Annotated in this window: 18 protein-coding genes; 9 read left to right on the plus strand and 9 right to left on the minus strand. The window is 67.3% G+C overall.

Annotation, left to right across the window (positions count from 1 at the left end; all coding sequences use genetic code 11):
- Positions 1 to 22: 22 nt before the first annotated feature.
- The 3 genes from O3139_RS00170 to O3139_RS00180 all read right to left on the minus strand — a co-directional run bounded on the left by O3139_RS00170 (position 23) and on the right by O3139_RS00180 (position 2388).
- The gene (locus O3139_RS00170; RefSeq protein WP_269514877.1) at positions 23 to 1525 is read right to left on the minus strand and encodes a CoA-acylating methylmalonate-semialdehyde dehydrogenase; all 1503 of its coding nucleotides are present in this window, start codon (positions 1523 to 1525) and stop codon (positions 23 to 25) included.
- A gap of 70 nt (positions 1526 to 1595) precedes the next feature.
- Entirely contained in the window at positions 1596 to 2168 is a 573-nt protein-coding gene (locus O3139_RS00175) for a cob(I)yrinic acid a,c-diamide adenosyltransferase (protein WP_269514878.1), read from the minus strand.
- A 13-nt stretch (positions 2169 to 2181) separates the two neighbouring features.
- A complete protein-coding gene (locus O3139_RS00180; protein ID WP_269514879.1) occupies positions 2182 to 2388 on the minus strand; it encodes a twin transmembrane helix small protein in 207 nt (68 codons plus the stop codon).
- Between the two features lie 132 nt (positions 2389 to 2520).
- Here O3139_RS00180 and O3139_RS00185 point away from each other — a divergent pair, with 132 nt between their 5' ends.
- Positions 2521 to 3645, plus strand: a complete 1125-nt coding sequence (locus tag O3139_RS00185) for a hypothetical protein (protein ID WP_269514880.1) — start codon at positions 2521 to 2523, stop codon at positions 3643 to 3645.
- A 114-nt stretch (positions 3646 to 3759) separates the two neighbouring features.
- Positions 3760 to 4875 carry a hypothetical protein gene (locus O3139_RS00190; RefSeq protein WP_269514881.1) on the plus strand — a complete coding sequence of 372 codons (1116 nt, stop codon included), beginning with the start codon at positions 3760 to 3762 and terminating at the stop codon, positions 4873 to 4875.
- A 60-nt stretch (positions 4876 to 4935) separates the two neighbouring features.
- On the opposite strand, the gene ahcY is transcribed toward O3139_RS00190, so the two are convergent.
- Positions 4936 to 6327 (minus strand): adenosylhomocysteinase, encoded by a 1392-nt coding sequence (ahcY, locus tag O3139_RS00195; RefSeq protein WP_269514882.1) that lies wholly within the window; start codon positions 6325 to 6327, stop codon positions 4936 to 4938.
- 158 nt (positions 6328 to 6485) lie between these two features.
- On the opposite strand from ahcY, the gene bioB reads away from it, so the two are divergent.
- Entirely contained in the window at positions 6486 to 7502 is a 1017-nt protein-coding gene (gene bioB, locus O3139_RS00200; protein WP_269514883.1) for a biotin synthase BioB, read from the plus strand.
- A 10-nt stretch (positions 7503 to 7512) separates the two neighbouring features.
- On the opposite strand, the gene O3139_RS00205 is transcribed toward bioB, so the two are convergent.
- Entirely contained in the window at positions 7513 to 8883 is a 1371-nt protein-coding gene (locus O3139_RS00205; RefSeq protein ID WP_269514884.1) for a M23 family metallopeptidase, read from the minus strand.
- Between the two features lie 471 nt (positions 8884 to 9354).
- Here O3139_RS00205 and O3139_RS00210 point away from each other — a divergent pair, with 471 nt between their 5' ends.
- The 4 genes from O3139_RS00210 to O3139_RS00225 all read left to right on the plus strand — a co-directional run bounded on the left by O3139_RS00210 (position 9355) and on the right by O3139_RS00225 (position 13428).
- Positions 9355 to 12462 carry an intermembrane phospholipid transport protein YdbH family protein gene (locus O3139_RS00210; RefSeq protein WP_269514885.1) on the plus strand — a complete coding sequence of 1036 codons (3108 nt, stop codon included), beginning with the start codon at positions 9355 to 9357 and terminating at the stop codon, positions 12460 to 12462.
- A 74-nt stretch (positions 12463 to 12536) separates the two neighbouring features.
- Positions 12537 to 12731, plus strand: a complete 195-nt coding sequence (locus tag O3139_RS00215; protein ID WP_269514886.1) for a YnbE family lipoprotein — start codon at positions 12537 to 12539, stop codon at positions 12729 to 12731.
- Positions 12732 to 12748: 17 nt separating this feature from the next.
- Positions 12749 to 13111, plus strand: a complete 363-nt coding sequence (locus O3139_RS00220; protein ID WP_269514887.1) for a YdbL family protein — start codon at positions 12749 to 12751, stop codon at positions 13109 to 13111.
- A 44-nt stretch (positions 13112 to 13155) separates the two neighbouring features.
- Positions 13156 to 13428, plus strand: a complete 273-nt coding sequence (locus O3139_RS00225) for a hypothetical protein (RefSeq protein ID WP_269514888.1) — start codon at positions 13156 to 13158, stop codon at positions 13426 to 13428.
- A gap of 13 nt (positions 13429 to 13441) precedes the next feature.
- On the opposite strand, the gene O3139_RS00230 is transcribed toward O3139_RS00225, so the two are convergent.
- Genes O3139_RS00230 through O3139_RS00240 form a run of 3 tightly spaced genes read right to left on the minus strand, consistent with a single transcriptional unit; the run spans position 13442 to position 16355 of the window.
- The gene (locus O3139_RS00230) at positions 13442 to 13975 is read right to left on the minus strand and encodes a hypothetical protein (protein WP_269514889.1); all 534 of its coding nucleotides are present in this window, start codon (positions 13973 to 13975) and stop codon (positions 13442 to 13444) included.
- A 17-nt stretch (positions 13976 to 13992) separates the two neighbouring features.
- Positions 13993 to 15591 (minus strand): 2-polyprenylphenol 6-hydroxylase, encoded by a 1599-nt coding sequence (gene ubiB, locus O3139_RS00235; RefSeq protein ID WP_420022327.1) that lies wholly within the window; start codon positions 15589 to 15591, stop codon positions 13993 to 13995.
- Entirely contained in the window at positions 15579 to 16355 is a 777-nt protein-coding gene (locus tag O3139_RS00240; RefSeq protein ID WP_269514890.1) for a class I SAM-dependent methyltransferase, read from the minus strand. The genes ubiB and O3139_RS00240 overlap by 13 nt, the downstream gene beginning before the upstream one ends.
- Before the next feature lie 253 nt (positions 16356 to 16608).
- Here O3139_RS00240 and O3139_RS00245 point away from each other — a divergent pair, with 253 nt between their 5' ends.
- Both O3139_RS00245 and O3139_RS00250 read left to right on the plus strand, forming a co-directional pair.
- Positions 16609 to 16911, plus strand: coding sequence for a 4a-hydroxytetrahydrobiopterin dehydratase (locus O3139_RS00245; protein ID WP_269514891.1), 303 nt, complete (start codon positions 16609 to 16611; stop codon positions 16909 to 16911).
- 1 nt (position 16912) lies between these two features.
- Positions 16913 to 17701, plus strand: a complete 789-nt coding sequence (locus tag O3139_RS00250) for an SDR family oxidoreductase (RefSeq protein ID WP_269514892.1) — start codon at positions 16913 to 16915, stop codon at positions 17699 to 17701.
- Between the two features lie 161 nt (positions 17702 to 17862).
- Here O3139_RS00250 and O3139_RS00255 read toward each other — a convergent pair whose 3' ends face one another.
- On the minus strand, positions 17863 to 19146 hold the full coding sequence (locus O3139_RS00255) for a hypothetical protein (RefSeq protein ID WP_269514893.1): 1284 nt from the start codon (positions 19144 to 19146) through the stop codon (positions 17863 to 17865).
- Positions 19147 to 19221: the final 75 nt, after the last annotated feature.

Here is a 19221-nt window from a genome sequence, read left to right on the forward strand (position 1 = left end):
CCGGCCGGGCAAAGGCGAGGCCTCACCCCATGGTCGGGATGACGAAGCTGGAATCCGCGTGCTCCAGATCGCTGTCGGGCCAGCGGGCGGTAATGGTCTTGACCTTGGTCCAGAACTTCACGCCTTCCATGCCGTGCTGGTTGGTGTCGCCGAAGGCCGACCGCTTCCAGCCGCCGAAGGTGTGATAGGCGACCGGCACCGGGATCGGGACGTTGATGCCGACCATGCCGACATTGACCCGGGCAGCGAAGTCGCGCGCCGCGCGGCCGTTCTGGGTGAAGATGGCGACGCCGTTGCCGTACTGGTGCTTCGAGGGCAGGCTCAGCGCCTCCTCGAAGCTGGCGGCGCGGACGATCTGCAGCACGGGGCCGAAGATCTCCTCCTTGTAGGATTCCATCCCGGGCGTGACGTGGTCGAACAGCGACGGGCCGATGAAGTATCCCTTTTCGTGGCCCTGCAGGCTGAAGCCGCGGCCGTCGACGACCAGCTCGGCACCGTCCTTGACCCCCTGCTCGATCCAGCCTTCGACGCGGGCCTTGTGCTGGGCCGTGACCACCGGGCCGTAGTGCGCACCCGCGTCGGTGGAGACGCCGACCCGCATCATCGGGATCTCGGCGATCATCCGCTCGCGCAGCTCGTCGGCGGTCTTCTTGCCGACCGGCACGACTACCGGAAGGGCCATGCAGCGTTCGCCGGCCGAGCCATAGGCGGCCCCGGACAGGTCCTTGATCACCTGGTCCATGTCGGCGTCGGGCAGGACGATGCCGTGGTTCTTGGCCCCGCCCATGGCCTGGACCCGCTTATGGTTGGCCGCGCCCACCTGGTAGACATAGTGAGCAATGTCGGACGAGCCGACGAAGCTGACGGCGTGGATCTGCGGGTGGGTCAGGATGGCATCGACCGCCGCCTTGTCGCCGTGGACGACGTTGAGGACGCCGGCGGGGGCCCCCGCCTCCATCATCAGCTCGGCCAGACGGACAGGCACCGACGGATCACGCTCGGAAGGCTTGAGGATGAAGGTGTTGCCCACCGCGACGGCCACGCCGAACATCCACATCGGGATCATGGCCGGGAAGTTGAACGGGGTGATGCCCGAGACCACGCCCAGGGGCTGGCGCATCGAATAGACGTCGATGCCAGGGCCGGCACCCCAGGTGTATTCGCCCTTCAGGGCGTGGGGGATGCCGCAGGCGAACTCGATCACCTCCAGCCCGCGCTGGATGTCGCCTTTCGAGTCCGCGACCACCTTGCCGTGCTCCGACGACAGCAGTTCGGCCAGCTCGGTCATATTGGCCTCGACCAGCCGCTTGAACTCGAACATCACGCGCGCGCGGCGCTGGGGGTTCGTGCTGGACCAGCCCTCGAAGGCGTTCTGGGCGGACTGGACCGCGCGGTCCATCTCCTCGATCGAGGCCAGCTGGACGCGGGCCTGAACCTCTCCGGTGTTCGGGTTGAACACCTCGGCGAACCGGCCGGACGTTCCCGTGAAGGACGCACCGTCGATGAAATGGTGGATGTCGCGCATGGCGTTTCCCTGAAAGCAGACTGTTCTTGTTTGCGGGCGGTTTAGCCCCGCGCCGGGATGGACGCCAGCGTCACCGCGTGGAACCGGGGACCCACTTCACATCGCCCGCACCGTTGGCATTGGCGCGTCGGGCCGCCACGAAAAGGTGGTCGGACAGTCGGTTCAGATAGCGCAGGGCCTCCGGCGTCACGGCCGCGCCCGTCTCCACAAGGCGGATGGTGTCGCGCTCTGCCCGCCGGGCGACCGTCCGGGCCAGGTGCAGATGGGCCGACAGCGGCGAGCCGCCCGGCAGGATGAAGCTGTCCAGCGACTTCAGGCTCTCGTTCATCCAGTCGATCTCGGCCTCGAGCCGTTCGACCTGCGACTGCACCATGCGCAGGGCTGCCCACGTCGGCGGCGGGTCCAGCGGCGTGGCCAGATCGGCCCCCAGGTCGAACAGCTCGTTCTGGATCCGGCCCAGCATGGCGTCGATGCGGTCGTTCTGGCCTGAATGCAGCCGGGCCACGCCGATCACGGCGTTCAATTCGTCGACCGTGCCATAGGCCTCCACGCGGGGATCGCTCTTGGACACGCGCTCGCCCGAGGCCAGGCCGGTGTCGCCACCGTCGCCGGTGCGGGTATAGATCCTGTTCAGAACGACCACGCGCGTCTCCTCGTCAGCCGCCGTGGCTGCTTCTCCACCACAGCCCGGCCATCAGCAGGACCACGGCGGTCGCCTGCATGACCACGCGCAGCCGCATCAGCCGGTTGGAATTGGACCGCGCATAGTCCCCGCCACGAAATAGCGAATAGATGCCGAAACCCAGCACCACCGCGACGGCGAGAATGGCCAGAAGGATCAGGATGTCGAACACAATGCCCATGGCGGCCTCTTAATCCCCCGCGATCCGTGACGCCAGCGGCGGTCGCGCCGCACCCCGTTAAGATCTGACAAACCACGCTCGTCGCCGTCCTCCTAACCTTTGCCGTTCAAAATGCGCCGGTCAGGAGTTCCGTTGACCGATCGTGCCGTCCGAAACCTCGCCAATCTGCGCAAGTCAGCCTCCACTGCGCGGGTGCTGAACCTGCTGCAGGTATGGCGTCAGCATCGGGACACCGAGGCCTGGAAGGCCCAGCCCCTGTTCACCAATCAGGTGCTGAACAAGGCGTTGATCATCAAGCACCGCCTGCGACGCAACGAGATCGAACAGTTCCGCATCCGGCGCTACGTCGCCACCAAGATCGTCCTGCCGATCGACGGCGCGGACCTGCGCATCGGCGGCCGCTATCTGTTCGTGGATCAGATCGGCTTCGAAAAGACGCTGGAGGAGAGCTTCGGGATCAGCCCGCAACATCCTGACCGGCAAACCCTGGCACTGATCGACGAATTGCCAAGTCTCGATCCCTTCCTGCTGCGCGAGCAACTGCGCCGGAATGGTCTGATCCCGGCCCCCTGCTATTTCAACCTGTCAGAGGCCGATGTGGCCCGGATGACGGCCTTCGTTTCCGACGAGATCAGGCCTCTGGTCGACCTGAGCGTGGGGCTCGACAACGAGCTGTCGACAGAGAATCCGGTGGCCCGGCTGACGGCCAAGATCATGTCGAACACGGCCAGGGAGGACCTGAGCGCCCTGGGGCAAACCCTGCAGTTGCCCCCCCACGAATATGAGGAGGGCGTCTTCTGCTGGAAGGGCTTCCTCTATTACAAATGGGCCCTGCAGAGTGTCACGGGCGAGATCGGCGGCGTGGTCGACAGCGTGCAGCGGGTCCAGGCCTCCGGTCGGATCGATGCCGACCAGCACGCCGAGATCGACCGCGCGCGCGCGAAGATCCGGCACCGCATCCTGCTGACCTGCGAGGCCACGGCCGACATGCTGCGCATTTATGACGACGCCTTTCGAGGCCTGACGCGCGAAGGGCGTCCGACCGCCTTTCGCGACTTCCTGCGCGACTCGCCGCTGCTGTTCGCACGGCTGGGTGAGCGGCTGGGGGCCGTCCAGCACATCGTCAGCTTCTGGAGCTACCGGACGGCCCCGGACAAGGCACCGCCCAATGCCGAGGAGCTGATCGACCTGCTGTCCGATTTCGAAATGAGCCTTGCGGGCACGGATCTGCCGACCGTGCCGGCGCTGGCGGCCTGAGGGCCTGAGGGCCTGAGGGCCTGAGGGCCTGAGGGCCAGGGCGTGGGCTGGTTATGGTGTTGTAAACCATAGACTGTGTCTCATTTTCAATCAATCTACAGTTAGTGTGTGTTCATGACGGATCGCTCTGTTCGAAGTCTTGAATTCCTCGAACGCTCTGCGTCCACAGCGCGAGTGCTCAATCTGCTGAAGATTTCGAGAGAGAATCGGGACTCGCCCGAATGGCGCGAGCGCCCATTGTTTCAGACCCCGGCGCTCAATACCTGTCTGCTTATCAAGCACCGCCTCCGGCGCAACGAAACCGATGCCTTCCGCGGGCGTCGCCAGACGGCCACCAAGGTGATCGTCCCAATTGATAATGGGGAACTCAGGTCGGGGGGGCGGTACGTCTTCGTCAATCAGATCAATTTTGAAGCGACGCTGCTGGAGGTCTTCGGCATTCAACCCGAACATCCGGACGTGAATACGCTCCGCCTCATGGACCAGCTTCCGTCTCTGGACCCCTTCCTGATGCGTGAGCAACTCAGGCGATCCGGAATCGATCCCGCGCCTTGCTATTTCGCGCTCAGCGACGCCGATCTGCAGAATATGCTCAACTTCGTGAAGGCCGAGATCACGCCTCTGGTCGCCCTGTGCATGGGCGATGCCTCCGCCAGCGCAAGTTCGATCGACCGAATGGCGTCGAAAATCCTTTCCAACGCTAACGGAGACGGCATGGAAGCTCTGGGCCAGACGCTGAGGCTCAACCCCGAGCAATATCAGGAAGGGGTCTTCTGCTGGAAGGGCTTCCTCTACTACAAGTGGAGCCTGAAAAGCATGACATCGCAGATCGCCGACGTGGCGGATCGGGTGGGCTCAGTGCAGGTCGCCGGCCCGGTCGACCAGGCGGCACGAGAGTATATCGGCCGCGGACGTCAGGTGCTCCGAAACAAGATCGGCAAGACCTGCGCGGGCGTTCGCGCCACCCTCCAGATCTATGACGAGGCCTATGCCAGCCTGACCCAGGAAGGAAATCCGCTGGATTTCCGGGATTTTCTGCTGGAGGCCCCCTATCTGTTCGCGCGTCTCGGGGACCAGCTGGGCGCCATCCAGCATATCGTCAGCTTCTGGACATTCCGGTTTGGTCCTCGTGCGACCGCCGTGGGCGCAGAAGAGCTGATGGACATCTTCATGGATTTCGAGATCGGCCTGAGAGGGCGCGACGAAACAGACGACGCGATCGCCGCCTGAACGGCAAAAGGCCGGCCAGACGGCCGGCCTTTCTTTTTCGATGCGGGCCTTCGCGACCGTCTAGTAGCGATAGTGGTCCGGCTTGAACGGTCCGGCGGTCGGGACGGAGATGTAGTCCGCCTGTTCGCTGGACAGCTCGGTCAGCTTGGCACCAAGCTTGGCCAGGTGCAGTCGGGCGACCTTCTCGTCCAGGTGCTTGGGCAGGACGTAGACCTGGTTTTCGTAGCTGGACTTGTTGGTCCACAGTTCGATCTGGGCCAGGGTCTGGTTGGTGAAGGATGCGCTCATCACGAACGACGGGTGGCCCGTCGCATTGCCCAGGTTCACCAGGCGGCCTTCTGACAGCAGGATGATCTTGTTGCCATTCGGGAATTCGACGTGGTGGACCTGCGGCTTGATCTCGTCCCACTTGAAGTTCTTCAGGCCCGCGACCTGAATCTCGGAATCGAAGTGGCCGATGTTGCAGACGATGGCGTTGTTCTTCATCGCCCGCATGTGATCGACGGTGATGACATCCTTGTTGCCGGTGGCCGTCACGAAGATGTCGGCACGGCCGACGGAATCATCCAGCGTCTGGACCTCATAGCCTTCCATGGCGGCCTGCAGGGCGCAGATCGGGTCGATTTCGGTGACGATCACCCGCGCCCCGCCCTGGCGAAGCGAGGCGGCCGAGCCCTTGCCCACATCGCCGTAGCCGCAGACCACGGCAACCTTGCCCGACAGCATGACGTCGGTGCCGCGACGGATCGCGTCGACCAGCGATTCACGGCAGCCGTAGAGGTTGTCGAACTTGGACTTGGTGACGCTGTCGTTGACGTTGATGGCGGGGAAGGGCAGCTCGCCCTTTTCGGCCATCTGGTACAGGCGGTGCACACCGGTCGTCGTTTCTTCCGACACGCCGCCGATAGCGTCGCGGATCGCCGAATAGAAGCCGGGCTTCTCGGCGATATAGCGCTTCATCACCTTGTAGAGGGCTTCTTCTTCCTCGTTCTGCGGATCGGACAGGACCGAAATGTCCTTCTCCGCCTTCGGCCCGAGCACGCAAAGCAGGGTCGCGTCACCGCCGTCGTCCAGGATCAGGTTGGGATAGCCGCCATCGGCCCATTCGAAGATCTTGTGGGCATAGTCCCAGTATTCTTCCAGCGTCTCGCCCTTGGTGGCGAACACCGGGGTACCGGCAGCGGCGATCGCGGCTGCGGCATGGTCCTGGGTCGAGAAGATATTGCACGAGGCCCAACGCACGTCGGCACCAAGGGCTTCCAGCGTCTGGATCAGCACAGCCGTCTGGATCGTCATGTGCAGGGAGCCGGCGATGCGCGCACCCTTCAGCGGCTTGTCGTGGCCGAACTCCTCGCGCAGCGCCATCAGGCCCGGCATCTCGGTTTCGGCGATGGCGATTTCCTTGTTGCCGAAATCGGCGAGGGAGATGTCGCGGACGATATAGTCGGGCATGGGCAGCTCTTTCCGGCGACATGGGCCGTTGGCGTGAAATCGATTGGCGCGCGTATAGCCGCCAACCGTCTCGGGAGCAAGATCGTATAAGGATGTCCTTATATGATCGCCTGAATCACCCGCTTGGCGGGACAGGTTCGGGAGGGTAGCAACCCGCCATGGCCGACGACGTATCCCCCCTCCGCCCCGCCCTCACCGATCCTGCGGTTCCACGCCACGACTGGACCCTGGATCAGGTCGAGGGCCTGTTCGCGCGGCCGTTCATGGAACTGGTCTTCGACGCCGCGACGGTTCACCGCCGCTGGTTCGACCCTTCCGAAGTGCAGAAGTCGCAGCTGTTGTCGATCAAGACCGGCGGCTGTGCCGAGAACTGCGGCTATTGTTCGCAATCGGCCGCGTTCGATACGGGGTTGAAGGCCGGCAAGCTGATGGACACCACGGCTGTGCTGGCAGAGGCCATGGCGGCCAGGGCGGGCGGAGCGTCGCGCTTCTGCATGGGGGCGGCCTGGCGCGAACTGAAGGATCGCGACACGCCCAGACTGGCAGCGATGATCTCGGGCGTGAAGGCCCTGGGTCTGGAAACCTGCGCGACCCTCGGGATGCTGACGGCGGATCAGGCGAGGCAGCTCAAGGCGGCCGGTCTGGACTTCTACAACCACAACCTGGACACCGGCCCCGAATACTATGCCGATGTGGTCACGACCCGGACCTATCAGGACCGGCTGGACACGCTGGCGCACGTCCGGGACGCGGGCATGAGCACCTGCTGCGGCGGCATTGTCGGCATGGGCGAGAGCCGCAGGGACCGCGCCGGCCTGCTGCACGCCCTGGCGACCCTGCCGGTCCACCCCGACAGCTTGCCGGTCAATGCCCTGGTGCCCGTGACCGGCACCCCGCTGGGTGAGCGGGTGCTCAGGACCGGCGAGATCGATCCGATCGAGTTCGTGCGTACCGTCGCGGTCGCGCGGCTGGTCTGCCCGAAAGCCATGGTGCGTCTGTCGGCCGGTCGTGAATCCATGAGCCCGGAGATGCAGGCACTCTGCTTCCTGGCGGGGGCCAATTCGATATTCGTCGGGGGCAGGCTTCTGACGACGCCCAATCCCGGGCAGGACGAGGACGCACGCCTGTTCGCCCTGCTGGACTTGCGGTCGATGGAACCGAAAGCGGCGGCCTAGCCGGTCGCGATCAGGAGCGGGTCGTCGTCCCGTTGGCAGGGCGCAGACCGTCGACGCTGGCGCGCGTGACGGCGGGGCGTCGCTCGCCCCCGGAGGCGATGATCCGGTCGATCCGCGCCTTCTCGGCCCGGAAGGCGGCCAGATCGGCACCCGTCAGCTGGACATTGTCCTCGACGCGAATGCTGCCGGGATTGATCCGCTGGCCATTGCGCCAGAGTTCGTAGTGCAGGTGCGGGCCGGTCGAGGCACCGGTCGAGCCGACATAGGCGACGACCTGTCCCTGGCTGACGCGCTGGCCGGCGCGAATGCCTGACCCATAGCGGGACAGGTGGCCATAGCCGCTCTCCAGGCCGTTGGCGTGGCGGATGCGCAGCCAGTTGCCATAGCCGCCCCAGCGCCGCGCCTCGACCACCACGCCGTCGGCGGGTGCCACGACGGGCGTGCCGGTTCCGGCGGCGAAGTCGATGCCCTGGTGCATCTTGCGATAGCCGGAGATCGGATGGACGCGGAAACCGAAGGTCGAGCTGATCCGGGTTGCCCGGTCCAGCGGCGTGCGCATCATCGACGAGCGCATGCTCTTGCCGGTCGCGTCAAAATATTCCGCCTGGCGCGCGCCGGGCCGCTGGAAGCGATAGAAGACGGCATCCTTCAGCTCGGCGTAAAGCAGATCGCCGGTGTCGATGGTGCGGCCGTTCTCGGTCACCGAGCGGTCGAAGACCAGGGTGAAACGGTCGGCGGCATGGACGTCGCGGTCAAGGTCGAAGCGGTGGCCGAACAGCTGGTTGGCCTTGCGTCGGATGGCGGCGTCGGCCCCCATGCGCTGGGCCGTGGCGGTCAGGGAACCCTCGACGTTGGCACGGACCACCAGCGTCTCGTGGGTCACGCGCTCTTCCAGGGCCCGCAGGCGAAGCGCGCCGTCGAAGCTGCGCGACACGGTCAGCTGGCTGGCCGGCCCGGTCCGCATCGTCAGACCGATCAGACGGGCGTCGCCGCGGCCGCCGCGTGGATGGGAGATGGCGGTCTCGAACCGCAGTCCCGCACGCATCTGGCTGACGTCATAGGCATTGGAAAGGGTGGCGGCGACGGCCGAGGCCTCTGCGGCCCCGATGCCGGTACGGCGCACGGCCTGTTCAAAGGTTTCGCCGCGACGGATCTCAACGGGGATGGCCTCGGGAGCGGTCAGGCCGGCCGGCGTTCCGGCGGATTCAAAGGCGCGCGCCTCCAGCGACGCCATCTGTTGGGGGGTCAGTTCGGGAACTACCTCGGCCTGCGCGGGTTGGTAAACGCGACCGGCGAGCATCGCCACCGACACGGCGGCGACGGCTGTGAGCAGATGCGGTGCAAAACGCATCGGCTGGCGGCGCGGATCGAACTGGGCCATCGGTCCCCGGCAAACGACGACGCCACACGGCGCCAGGTTCTACGCAAAGCAAGGATCGCGCCGGAGAGCCCCCCAATCGCGAAGCAAGCCCTATAGCTCGCCATTTCCACAATGGGAAGCAGGTTCGTTCCAAACCATTAACCGCCATGATCCCATCGGGTAGAAACATGGCTATCCGGGTCTTTCGACAGTGATCGCTACAGTCTATCGGCAAGCTATGATCGTCTTTGCTGCACGAAGGGACACATGCGTTCGCGTCCGTGAACACAACTGCATTAAACGTGACTCGCACGCCACTCTTTGTGTCGGATCGGCAACGATGTTGACGATGCCCTGGTCTGTTGGACATCCAGGCCCCATCGCTGCCCCGCATCCGGCGACCGCGGCCGCTCGCCCATGACGGACCCGTCCGGATCCGGGGCAAGGCCCGTCAGGCCGCAGCGTTACCCGCGCCTCCTGACCGGTTTGGGGGTGGTCCTGCTGATCGTGGTCATCCTGGGCACCGTGGCCTGGACGAACCGCCGTGTTGCGGCGCGGGAGATACTGGTCGGCTGGCTGGACCGGCGCGGCATCGAGGCGGACGTTTCGATCGAGCGGCTGGAACTGACCGGTTTCGTCGGCCGCGTCCGGATCGGGGATGCCTCGAACCCGGACGTGACCATCGAGCGGGTCGAGGTCGACTACGCCCTGGGCCTGCCCTGGTCACGCCAGGGACCGGGGGTCACGCCCTCGCGGATTCGCCTGGTGCGACCGGTGGCGCGCGCGACCTGGAAGGCGGGCCGGCTGTCGTTCGGGGCGCTGGACCCTCTCGTCGAAGAGTTCACCGGTCGCCCGGCCCGGCCCGACAGCCGCGGCCCGCTGGTCCTGGTCGAGACCGGCCGCCTGCGCCTGGATACGGAGTATGGCCCCCTGTCGGTGCTGGGGGATGCGCGGATCGAAGACGGCAAGCTGATGCGGCTGTCCGCCCGGATGCCGTCGGCGTCACTGAAGAGCGGGGACGCCGAGGCCCGGGGCCTCGGCGGGCGGTTGACCCTGACGACGACGGGCGACCGGGTGGCTGTGACGACCGATTTGTCGGCCGAATCCCTGAGCCTGGGCGGCGCATCCGGACAGGCGGTGGCGGTCAGGGGCGTCGGCGATCTGCCGTATCCGGACTTCAAGGCACGGCGGGGCGACGGACACGCCGTCATCGATCTGGCCCTGACCGGGGGCCGTCTGGCCTTTGGCGAGTTGAGTGCCACCGACGCCGATCTGGCCCTGAAGGCCGAGGGCACGGTCACCGGCTGGGTCGAGACCCTGGCCTTTGCCGGAACGTCCGATGTCCAGCTGTCGGCGGGGCGTTTCGCGTCGCCCGCGGCTGCAGCCACAGACGCCACGATACGCCTGGCGAACGCCCGCGTGTCCGGCACCCGGCGCGGCAGCAGGCTGGACGGACGGTTCGAGGGACCGGTCACACTGACGGCGTCCTCGGGCCGCGCCGCAGACTTCGACCTGGCGGGCGTGTCGCTGTCCATGCCCGACCTTGCCGTGACGACAGAGGCGGGCCGCACGACCGCCGTCGGGGTCATCGATGCGAAACTCGACCGTTTCGGCTTCGACACCCTGCGGCTGGACAAGGTCATCGGGCGGATGGCGCTGGACTATCGATCGAACCGGAGCGAGGCCCTGATGCTGACCGGATCGATCGCGGCACGGAACGGGAACTGGCCCCTGTTCGGTGCCGTCGGGCCGGACGATGTGCCCGAGTTGGCCGGCATGAAGCAGGCCCTGCGCGCCTTTGCCCTGAACGCGCCCGGCGTGCGCATCACCTCCGGAGCGGGTGGCCTCGCCATCGCTCTCGCCCGACCGGCCCGCATCGTGCCCGCCAATGGCGGGATACTGACCTTAAGCCCCGTCTCGCGCCCGATCTTTGCAGCGGCACCCGGCGAGCGGGGCGGAGGCGCCCTGACCCTGACGGCCACGCGCGGCCGCGGCCTGCCCGAGGCGACGTTCTCCATCCCCGACTGGCGGCTGACGTCGGGAGGGTTCCAGGCCACCCTTGACGGCCGGGCGGCGCTCGATTTCGGCCTGGCGCGCGGGCTGCGCCTTCAGACACGCGGGGTCCTGGCCACCGATGCCGGGCGGCTGACCTATACCGCATCCCGCTGCCTGCCGCTGACGGTCGAGCGACTTGAGCTGGACGAGAACGACGTGATGGACGTGTCCGGCAGCCTGTGTTCGTCGGGAGGGCCGCTGGTGGTGTCGCAGAACGGCCGCTGGCGCGCGACCGGCCGGTTTGAAGCCGTCGCGGCCTCGGCTCCGTTTCTGGCTCTGGGATTCGCCGATGCCACCGGCACCTTCATCGCCACAGGCGCGCCGTCGGGTCTCGGGCTGGACGCGTCCGTCAGTGGGGCCCGGGCGGAGGATGCGACCCGGCCGCTGCGCTTCAACCCCCTGTCGGCCACAGGGTCGGTCCGCCTGTCCGGGGAGCGATGGAGCGGGACCTTCGATCTGGCCCGCAAGGGAGACACCCTGGGCCGCCTGACCCTGGCCCATGACGGGCTGACCGGCGCTGGCGGCGTCACGATCGACGCCCCGTCGCTGGTGTTCGCCGAAGGGGGCCTTCAGCCCGCCGACCTCAGCCCCCTGGCCGCCGACGTCGTTCGATCGCCCGCGACGGGATCGGCGTCCTTCACCGGTCGCATCGACTGGCGACCCGACCTGCCGGAGGGCTCCAGTTCCGGTCGACTGGTCATCCCCGGTATCGATTTCGTGAGCCCGGCCGGGCCGGTGAAGGGCCTGTCGGGCACCATCGACTTCACCAATCTGGCGCCCCTGACCACGGGGCCGGGCCAGACGCTGAAGGTCGCCACGCTGGACTCCATTGCGCCGCTGACCGATCTCGACCTGACCTTCCAGCTCGACAAGGCGGCGCTGTCGGTGGCGGGCGGCCGGATCGAGGCGGCAGGCGGCACGGTCAGCGTCGAGCCGTTCTCCGTGCCGCTGGACAACCGGCCCTTCTCCGGGGTCATCGTGCTGGACCAGGTGCAGCTGGGGCAGCTGATCGCGGGCTCGGGCTTTGGCGACAAGGTGCAACTGGACGCAGTCGTGTCCGGCCGCCTGCCCTTCACCAGCGACCCCGACACCGGCGTGAAGATCACCTCCGGGACCCTCTACGCGGCCCGGCCCGGCCGCCTGTCGATCCAGCGCGACGCCCTGACCGGACTTGAAGCCGGGGGCGGCGGCGCAGTGCCGCCCGGCACCGTGGAAGATCTGGCCTACCAGGCCATGGAGAACCTGGCCTTCGACGTGCTGACCGCCGATGTGAACAGCCTGGACGAGGGCCGCGTCGGCGTCGTCTTCCACATCAAGGGTCGTCACGATCCGCCCGAGCACCAGGAGCTGCGCCTGACGGTGTCCGAACTCATCAGCCGCGAGTTCCTGAACCGGCCCCTGCCCCTGCCCTCCGACACCGGGATCGACCTGACGCTGGACACCACACTGAACCTGAACCAGCTTGTCTCCGACCTTCTGGAGATCAACCAGGCACGGTCGGGCACGGACGCCGCCCCGACGACGTCGAACGAAGTCGGGCCCTGATCGTTCAGACCCCGTTCACGCCCGCTGGCGCACACCGGCGTCACGACCTCGAAGACGCCGACGGAGACTTTCCGATGACCCTCCCTTCCCGCCTGATCCGGCCGCTGCTGCTGGCGATGGGCACCGCCGTCCTGCTGGGGGCCTGCACCCCCACGATCCGGCTTCAGGTCGATCCGATCCAGATCTATGCCAAGCTGGACGCCGATGTGCGCGTGCGGCTGGATCAGGAATTGCGCGACCTGCTGACCGAAAACCCCAATCTGTTCTGATGGAAGAGAGTCACCCCATGTCGCTTCGCAAGATCTTCGTTCTGGGCGCCGCCGTCATGGCCCTTGGCCTCGCCGGAGGAGTCGCCATGGCCCAGACCTCGGCGCAAAAGGCCGCCATCGACGCGGCCAAGGCACAGGGCATTGTCGGCGAACAGGCCGACGGCTATCTGGGGTTCCGCACCCCGCCTTCGGACCCGGCGCTGCAGACGGCTGTGACGACGACCAACGATGCCCGTCGCGAAGCCTATGCCGCCAGCGCGCGTCAGGCCGGCACGACGCCGGACGTGGCCGCGGCCCGGATGTTCGAGAGCCAGCTGATGCCGCGCATGACCTCGGGCCAGTGGTATCGCAACACGGCAGGTCAGTGGGTCCAACGCTGATCTGACGCAGGCACGGTCCGTCCGGGCATGCTAAGGGCGGCGATATGATCGCCCGTCTCGTCCGTCTTTCGCTGATCACCCTGTTGGGGCTGGGCATCTCGGGCCTTGCGACCTGGGGCCTCAGCCTGTTCTGGATCGCCATCGGCGGCGGAGCCCTGCCGCTGCATGGCTGGATCGCCATGGGTCTGGGCGTCACGGGGACGGTGGGCCTGACCTATGGCCTGATGGCCCTGGCGTTCAAATCGCATCGCGAAGGCTGGGACGACCGGGTCAATAATTCGCTGGACCCCGGGCGCGATCCGTCACGCGACGACTGATTCCCGCCGTGACTCAGTCTGCCGGTGCCGCCACCGTCTCGGGCTCCGACGAGACCGGCGGCGCAGGCCTGAACAGAAGCGCAGCGATCAGACCCTCGTCGTTCAGGCCGATCCTCCACTGGGTGGCGGCTTCGTCGAACAGGACCAGGAACTGACCCTCGCCGTCCCGCATGCCTTGGGCCTCCACGCTCTGGATCGTCCCATAGCCCTCCAGAAGCGGGCGGATCGTCGGCAGCTGCCCCGTCAGCCGTGTCGCCAGGTCGCGCGTATAGAGCTTGGGGTCCAACGTCCCCGCGCGGAGTTGCTCGATGACGACTCTCAGCGTCGCTTCGGCCACCGCCACATCGGCGGTCGAGGGCGCGACCCGGGCCGTCGGGGGCGCGGTCGGCGCGGGGATGTCGAAGCTGTTCGGCAGGGTCGCGGCCGCGCCACCGGCGGGGGCCAGAGAGCGAGCCGGCCCGGCGGGAACGGTCTGCGCCATGACCGGCGAGGAAAACGCGAGGCTGAAGCCGAGGATCAGGCGGACGGCGCGGGCAGACAGGATCATGCGGGGACTCCGGAACTTCAGCCCATGATCCTCGTCCAAAGCGACAGAACAAGGGCGGCGGCCGACATGGTGGTCGCAGCCGTGATGCAGACGACGATCCAGGTCGGGGTGCGCGTCGGCTCCACCACGACCGTCTGCGGCGCGGGCGGATCCTGCGCCAGGCGCGACAGGGCCCTCGCCCCGGCCAGAACCTCTCTCAGCCCGTCGCGGATCTGGGCCCGGGGGCCGAGTTCGCGGGTGATCCAGCGTTCGACCACCGGCTGGGCCGCCGACCACAGGTCGTGATCGGGGTTCAGGCGGCGCGCGACGCCCTCGACCGAGACCATGGTCTTCTGCAGCAGGATCAGCTCGGGCCGCAGGTGCATGTCGAACAGGGCCGTGATCTCGAACAGCTGGCCCAGCAAACGGCCCATGGACACCTGCGACGCCGCCCGGCCGATCACCGGCTCCCCCACCGCCCGCAGGGCCTGGGCGAAGGCCTCGACCGAATGGTGCGGCGGGACGTATCCGGCCTCGAAATGGACCCGGGCGATGCGGGGATAATCCCGCGTCAGGAAGCCCCACAGGATCTCGGCCAGATAGCGCCGCTCGCCCTCGCCCAGCCGCCCGACGATGCCGAAATCGACGGCGGTCAGCTCGGCCGGGGCATAGGCGAACAGGTTTCCCTCGTGCAGGTCGGCGTGGAAGGTGCCGTGATCCAGGGCCTGGCTCAGGAAGGCGCGCACGACGTTGTCGGCCAGGGCGTCGATGTCCATCCCGGGCTGCAGGATCGCCTCGGGGTCCGTCATCGGCATCCCGGTCGCCCACTCCAGCGTCAGGACCCGCTTGCCGACGCCGTCCCAGACGACCTTGGGGGCCGACATGTGCATGCCGTCGCCCCGGGCCTTTTCCATGATGTCGTGAAGCTCGGACGCGGCGGCCGCTTCCAGCCGCATGTCCAGTTCCAGATACATGGAGCGGGCCACCGTCTCGACGAAGGCTTCGGGCTCCAGCCGGCGCGCGGCGGGCACCAGACGATGCACGACCCGCGCGGCCAGACGCATCGCGTCCAGCCCGGTGGTGACGCGGCGTTCGACGCCCGGTCGCAGGACCTTGACCGCGACCTTACGTCCATCCGCCAGCCAGGCGGGGTGGGCCTGGGCCAGGGAGGCGGCCCCGATCGGATCACCGAAATCGATGAAGAGACTCTCCACGGGGCGGCCGATGGATCGCTCGATCTCGCGCCGGGCCTGATCGGTCGGAAACGGCGGCAGCCTGTCCTTCAGCCGGCCCAGATCGCGCGCGAACTCGATACCGAAGATGTCGGCGCGGGTGGCCATGACCTGACCCAGCTTGATCGCCACGGGCCCCAGGGTCTCGAAGGCGCGGCCCAGACGCTGGCCGGGACGGCCGTCACGACCTTCCTTGCCGGCGAACAGGTGGATGAACCCCGCCACCGGCTTCATCCAGCCGGGCAGCAGGGGCGTCAGTTCGCGGGGCAGAAGCGCGTCGTGCTTCGCCAGGGCGCCGCCCCAGCGCAGCAGCCGCCAGGTCGCACCGACGGGATCGCGCACGGGGATCGTGGGCGGGGGGGCTGGCGCGACCCGGTATGAGGCTGACAGGCTCAGATCGCCCACCCGAAGTGGATCGCGGCGACCCCGCCCGACAGGTTGGTCACGGTCACGCGGCTGAAGCCGGCCTCCTCGATCATGGTCTTGAAGGTGGGCTGGTCGGGGAAGCGGCGGATGCTTTCGACCAGGTACTGGTAGCTGTCCCGATCCCTGGCGACCCAGCCGCCGATGCGCGGAATGGCGTGGAAGGACCAGGCGTCATAGGCCTTGCGCACGGCTTCGGCCGTGGGGCGCGAGAACTCGAGGCAGATGAACCGTCCGCCCGGCTTCACCACCCGACGCGCCTCCTTCAGCGCGCCTGCGATGTCCGAGACGTTGCGGATCCCGAAGCTGATCGAATAGGCGTCGACCGAGGCGTCCGGCATCGGCAGGGCCATGGCGTCGCCCACGGTCCAGACCATCTCCGGCTCTCCGCCCTTGTCGACCCCGGCCAGGATCATCTCGGCATTGTAGTCCAGCACGATGACGGACGCGTCGTCGCCGCCACCCCGCTCCTGGGCCGCCCGCGCCATCTTCGAATAGCGCCGGGCCATGTCGCCGGTCCCGCCTGCGACGTCCAGGATCACCTCGCCGGGCCGGGGGTTCAACCTGGAGGCCGCCGCGTCCTTCCACAGCCGGTGGACGCCCCCGCTCATCAGGTCGTTCATCAGATCATAGCTGGAGGCCACGCTGTCGAACACGCCGCGGACCATCCGGACCTTTTCGCGCGCATCGACGTCGCGGAATCCGAACGGCGAGGTCTTGGTGGAGGGGCTGTCTGTGTCGCTCATCGGGGCGGTCTAGCGCGGCAATGCGGCCTCGTCACCGGGCGGCGGCGTCGCGGGTGGCAGAAGGCCTTGATCCCGGGCGTGGCCGCTCGTGACCGGCGGGCTGCGGGGCCGCGATTCCCGGTCGGTCCATGACGGCATTGCCCGGCGCATGGCCGTGCATCCAGAACGCCCGACCTGACCGTGGGGTCTCGCAGCCAGAAGCCTTCCCCGACGTGATCTTGCCGGGTCGGGCAACCGGGTCTAGGCCAGCGTCATGTCCCGTCCCATCGTTTCCCCGACCGACGCCGTCGCTGCCCTGTCCGGCTGGACCGTCGCCCCGGGCGATCGCCCGGCCATCGCCCGTGCCCTGAAATTCGCCGATTTCAACGCCGCCTTCGCCTTCATGACGCGCGTGGCGCTGAAGGCCGAGACGATGGACCACCATCCGGAATGGTCGAACGTCTACAACCGCGTGGACATCCTGCTGACCACCCACGATGCGGGCGGGGTGACCGAGCTCGATCTCACGCTGGCGCGCTTCATCGATGACGCCGCGACGTCCCTGGGAGGGGAATGACATGACGAAACCTGGACGCGTCGCCGGCAAGGCGGCCCTGATCACCGGCGGAGCCCAGGGCCTGGGAGAGGCGATCGCCTGGATGCTGGCGCGCGAGGGTTCAAAGGTCGCGGTAACCGACATCAATGGCCCGGGTGCCCTGGCCCTGGCAGCCCGCATCAATGCCGAAATTCCCGGCTCGGCCTTTGGCTATGCCCACGACGTGGCCTCGGAGGACCAGTGGGTCGACGTTGTGGGTCGGGCGGCGGCGGACATGGGCGGGCTGTCCATCCTGGTGAACAACGCGGGCGTCGGCGACGTCCTGATGTTCGCCGAGCAGGACACTGCCGAGAACTGGCAGCGGCAATACGAAATCAACCTGCGGTCCGTGATGTTCGGCTGCAAGCACGCCATGCCGCATCTGCGGGCCTCGGGCGCGGCCTCGATCGTCAATATCTCGTCGATCGCGGGGCTCGCCGCCGGGGTCGGTATGGGGGCCTACAACGCCACCAAGGCCGCCGTCTGGATGTACACCAAGACGGTCGCGCTGGAGGCCGCAAAGATGGACTGGAACGTCCGCGTCAACTCGGTGCACCCCGTGTTCATCAAGACAGCGATCCTGGACCCCTTCATCGCCATGGCCGGCGGTGACGAGGTCAAGGCGCACGAGCGGCTGGCGCGCGGCATCCCGCTCAAGCGGATCGGCGAGCCGAACGACGTCGCCTATTGCGTCCTCTATCTGGCGTCGGACGAATCCAAGTTCGTCACGGGATCGGAATTCAAGATCGACGGCGGCATGACGGCGCAGTGAGTCAAGGGCGCTAACGCTCGCGACACGGTCGCTCGCTGCTTGAGCGCGGATTGGCAAAGGGCGCTAACGCTCGCGACACGGTCGCTCGCTGCTTGAGCGCGGATTGGCAAGGGGCGCTGACGCGCGGCGCACGGAGCCTCGTTGCCTGGGCGCGTTCCGGGTCAGTCCGACAGGTCCACCGGCAGGATCTGGCTGGCCAGGAGGGTCTCCATGCCGCGCCAGTGGTCGGCCCCTTGCGCTTCCACCCAGGCCTGGACCGTGTCGCGGCCGAGGCCATAGTTGATGATATAGCTGCGATAGGTCTCGATGAAGCGCAGCCGCTGGGCCGCCTTGTCCGGCGTGGTCAGGGTGTATCTGGCCAGCCGCGCGATGGTCTCCTCGCGGTTCACGCGCCCGGCCAGAAAGTCGTCGGCGATCGTGTATTCCGCCCGCGCCAGCTGCCGCATCAGGGCCTGAAGCCGGGCCTTTTTCGCGAAATCGGCGCCCGTGATCCCGGCCAGCGGGGCCAGTACCTGCTGTTCGAACCGCGCGCCCTCGTCGCCGGGGAATGCCAGGTCGATCCCGTAGTTGGCGCTGCCCTCGGCCACGAAGGACATGGGCGAGAACAGCGGATAGACGCTCATCTCCACCCAGCCCCGCTCGCGCACGAAGGTCCGCTCCAGCAGCGCGTTGTAGACGTGGTGTCCGGGATAGCCCTCGTGGCACCCCAGATCGATGGCCCGCTCGGTGTAGATGGGGAAGTCGGTGTTGATCTCGATCCTGGAGGCCGCATCCCCCTGGAAATAATTGTAGCCCGACCACGGCTTGTCGGTGACGAAGGCGAGGGTGAACCGCTCGTTGGCAGGCAGGGCGATGTGTTCGGCGGTGCGGCGGCGGCACTCGGCGATGGCGGCGGTCATGACCGGTTCCAGCCGGTCCCTGGGAATGATGAAGGCCGATTTGAACGCCGCGACACGCTCCACCAGCGGCCCATCCCCCGGCAGCAGGGCATCGATCTGGTCGAGCGCCGCGTCATAGTCCGACAGGGGCTTCAGTTCCGGCCGGACCCCGAACAGGGCGAAGGCCTCTTCGGCGAACGGCAGCCGCTCGCCCTGGATGAAACGCAGTCGCGCGGAGGCCGCCGAGACGTGGGCCAGAAGATAGGCCTTGCGCTGCACGACCACGGGGTCCGCCCCCAGCACGGAGACCGCGTTCAACCGGTCCGCCAGCGCGGCCGCGCCCTGCATCAGGGCGGGCACGTCGCGCGGCGCGGCCCTGGCCGCCTCGGCCCATTCCGCCGGACCGTAATAGGCATCCACATATCCGGGCTCGCGCTCGCCGATCTCCAGCGTCAGGCGCACATAGTCCGCGGCGATGGCGTCCAGACTGTCGCCGGACGGTTCGGCGTCAGCCGCCGTCGCGCAGGCCCCCAGAAGCAGCAGAACGGCGAGAAACAGGCGACGCATGACGCACTCCGGCAACGATCGACGGCACGCTATGGCGCCCCTCCAATGCCGCCAAGCCTCATTCCGGGATTGAGA

The organism is Brevundimonas subvibrioides, from assembly GCF_027271155.1.
Lineage (GTDB): Bacteria > Pseudomonadota > Alphaproteobacteria > Caulobacterales > Caulobacteraceae > Brevundimonas > Brevundimonas subvibrioides_D.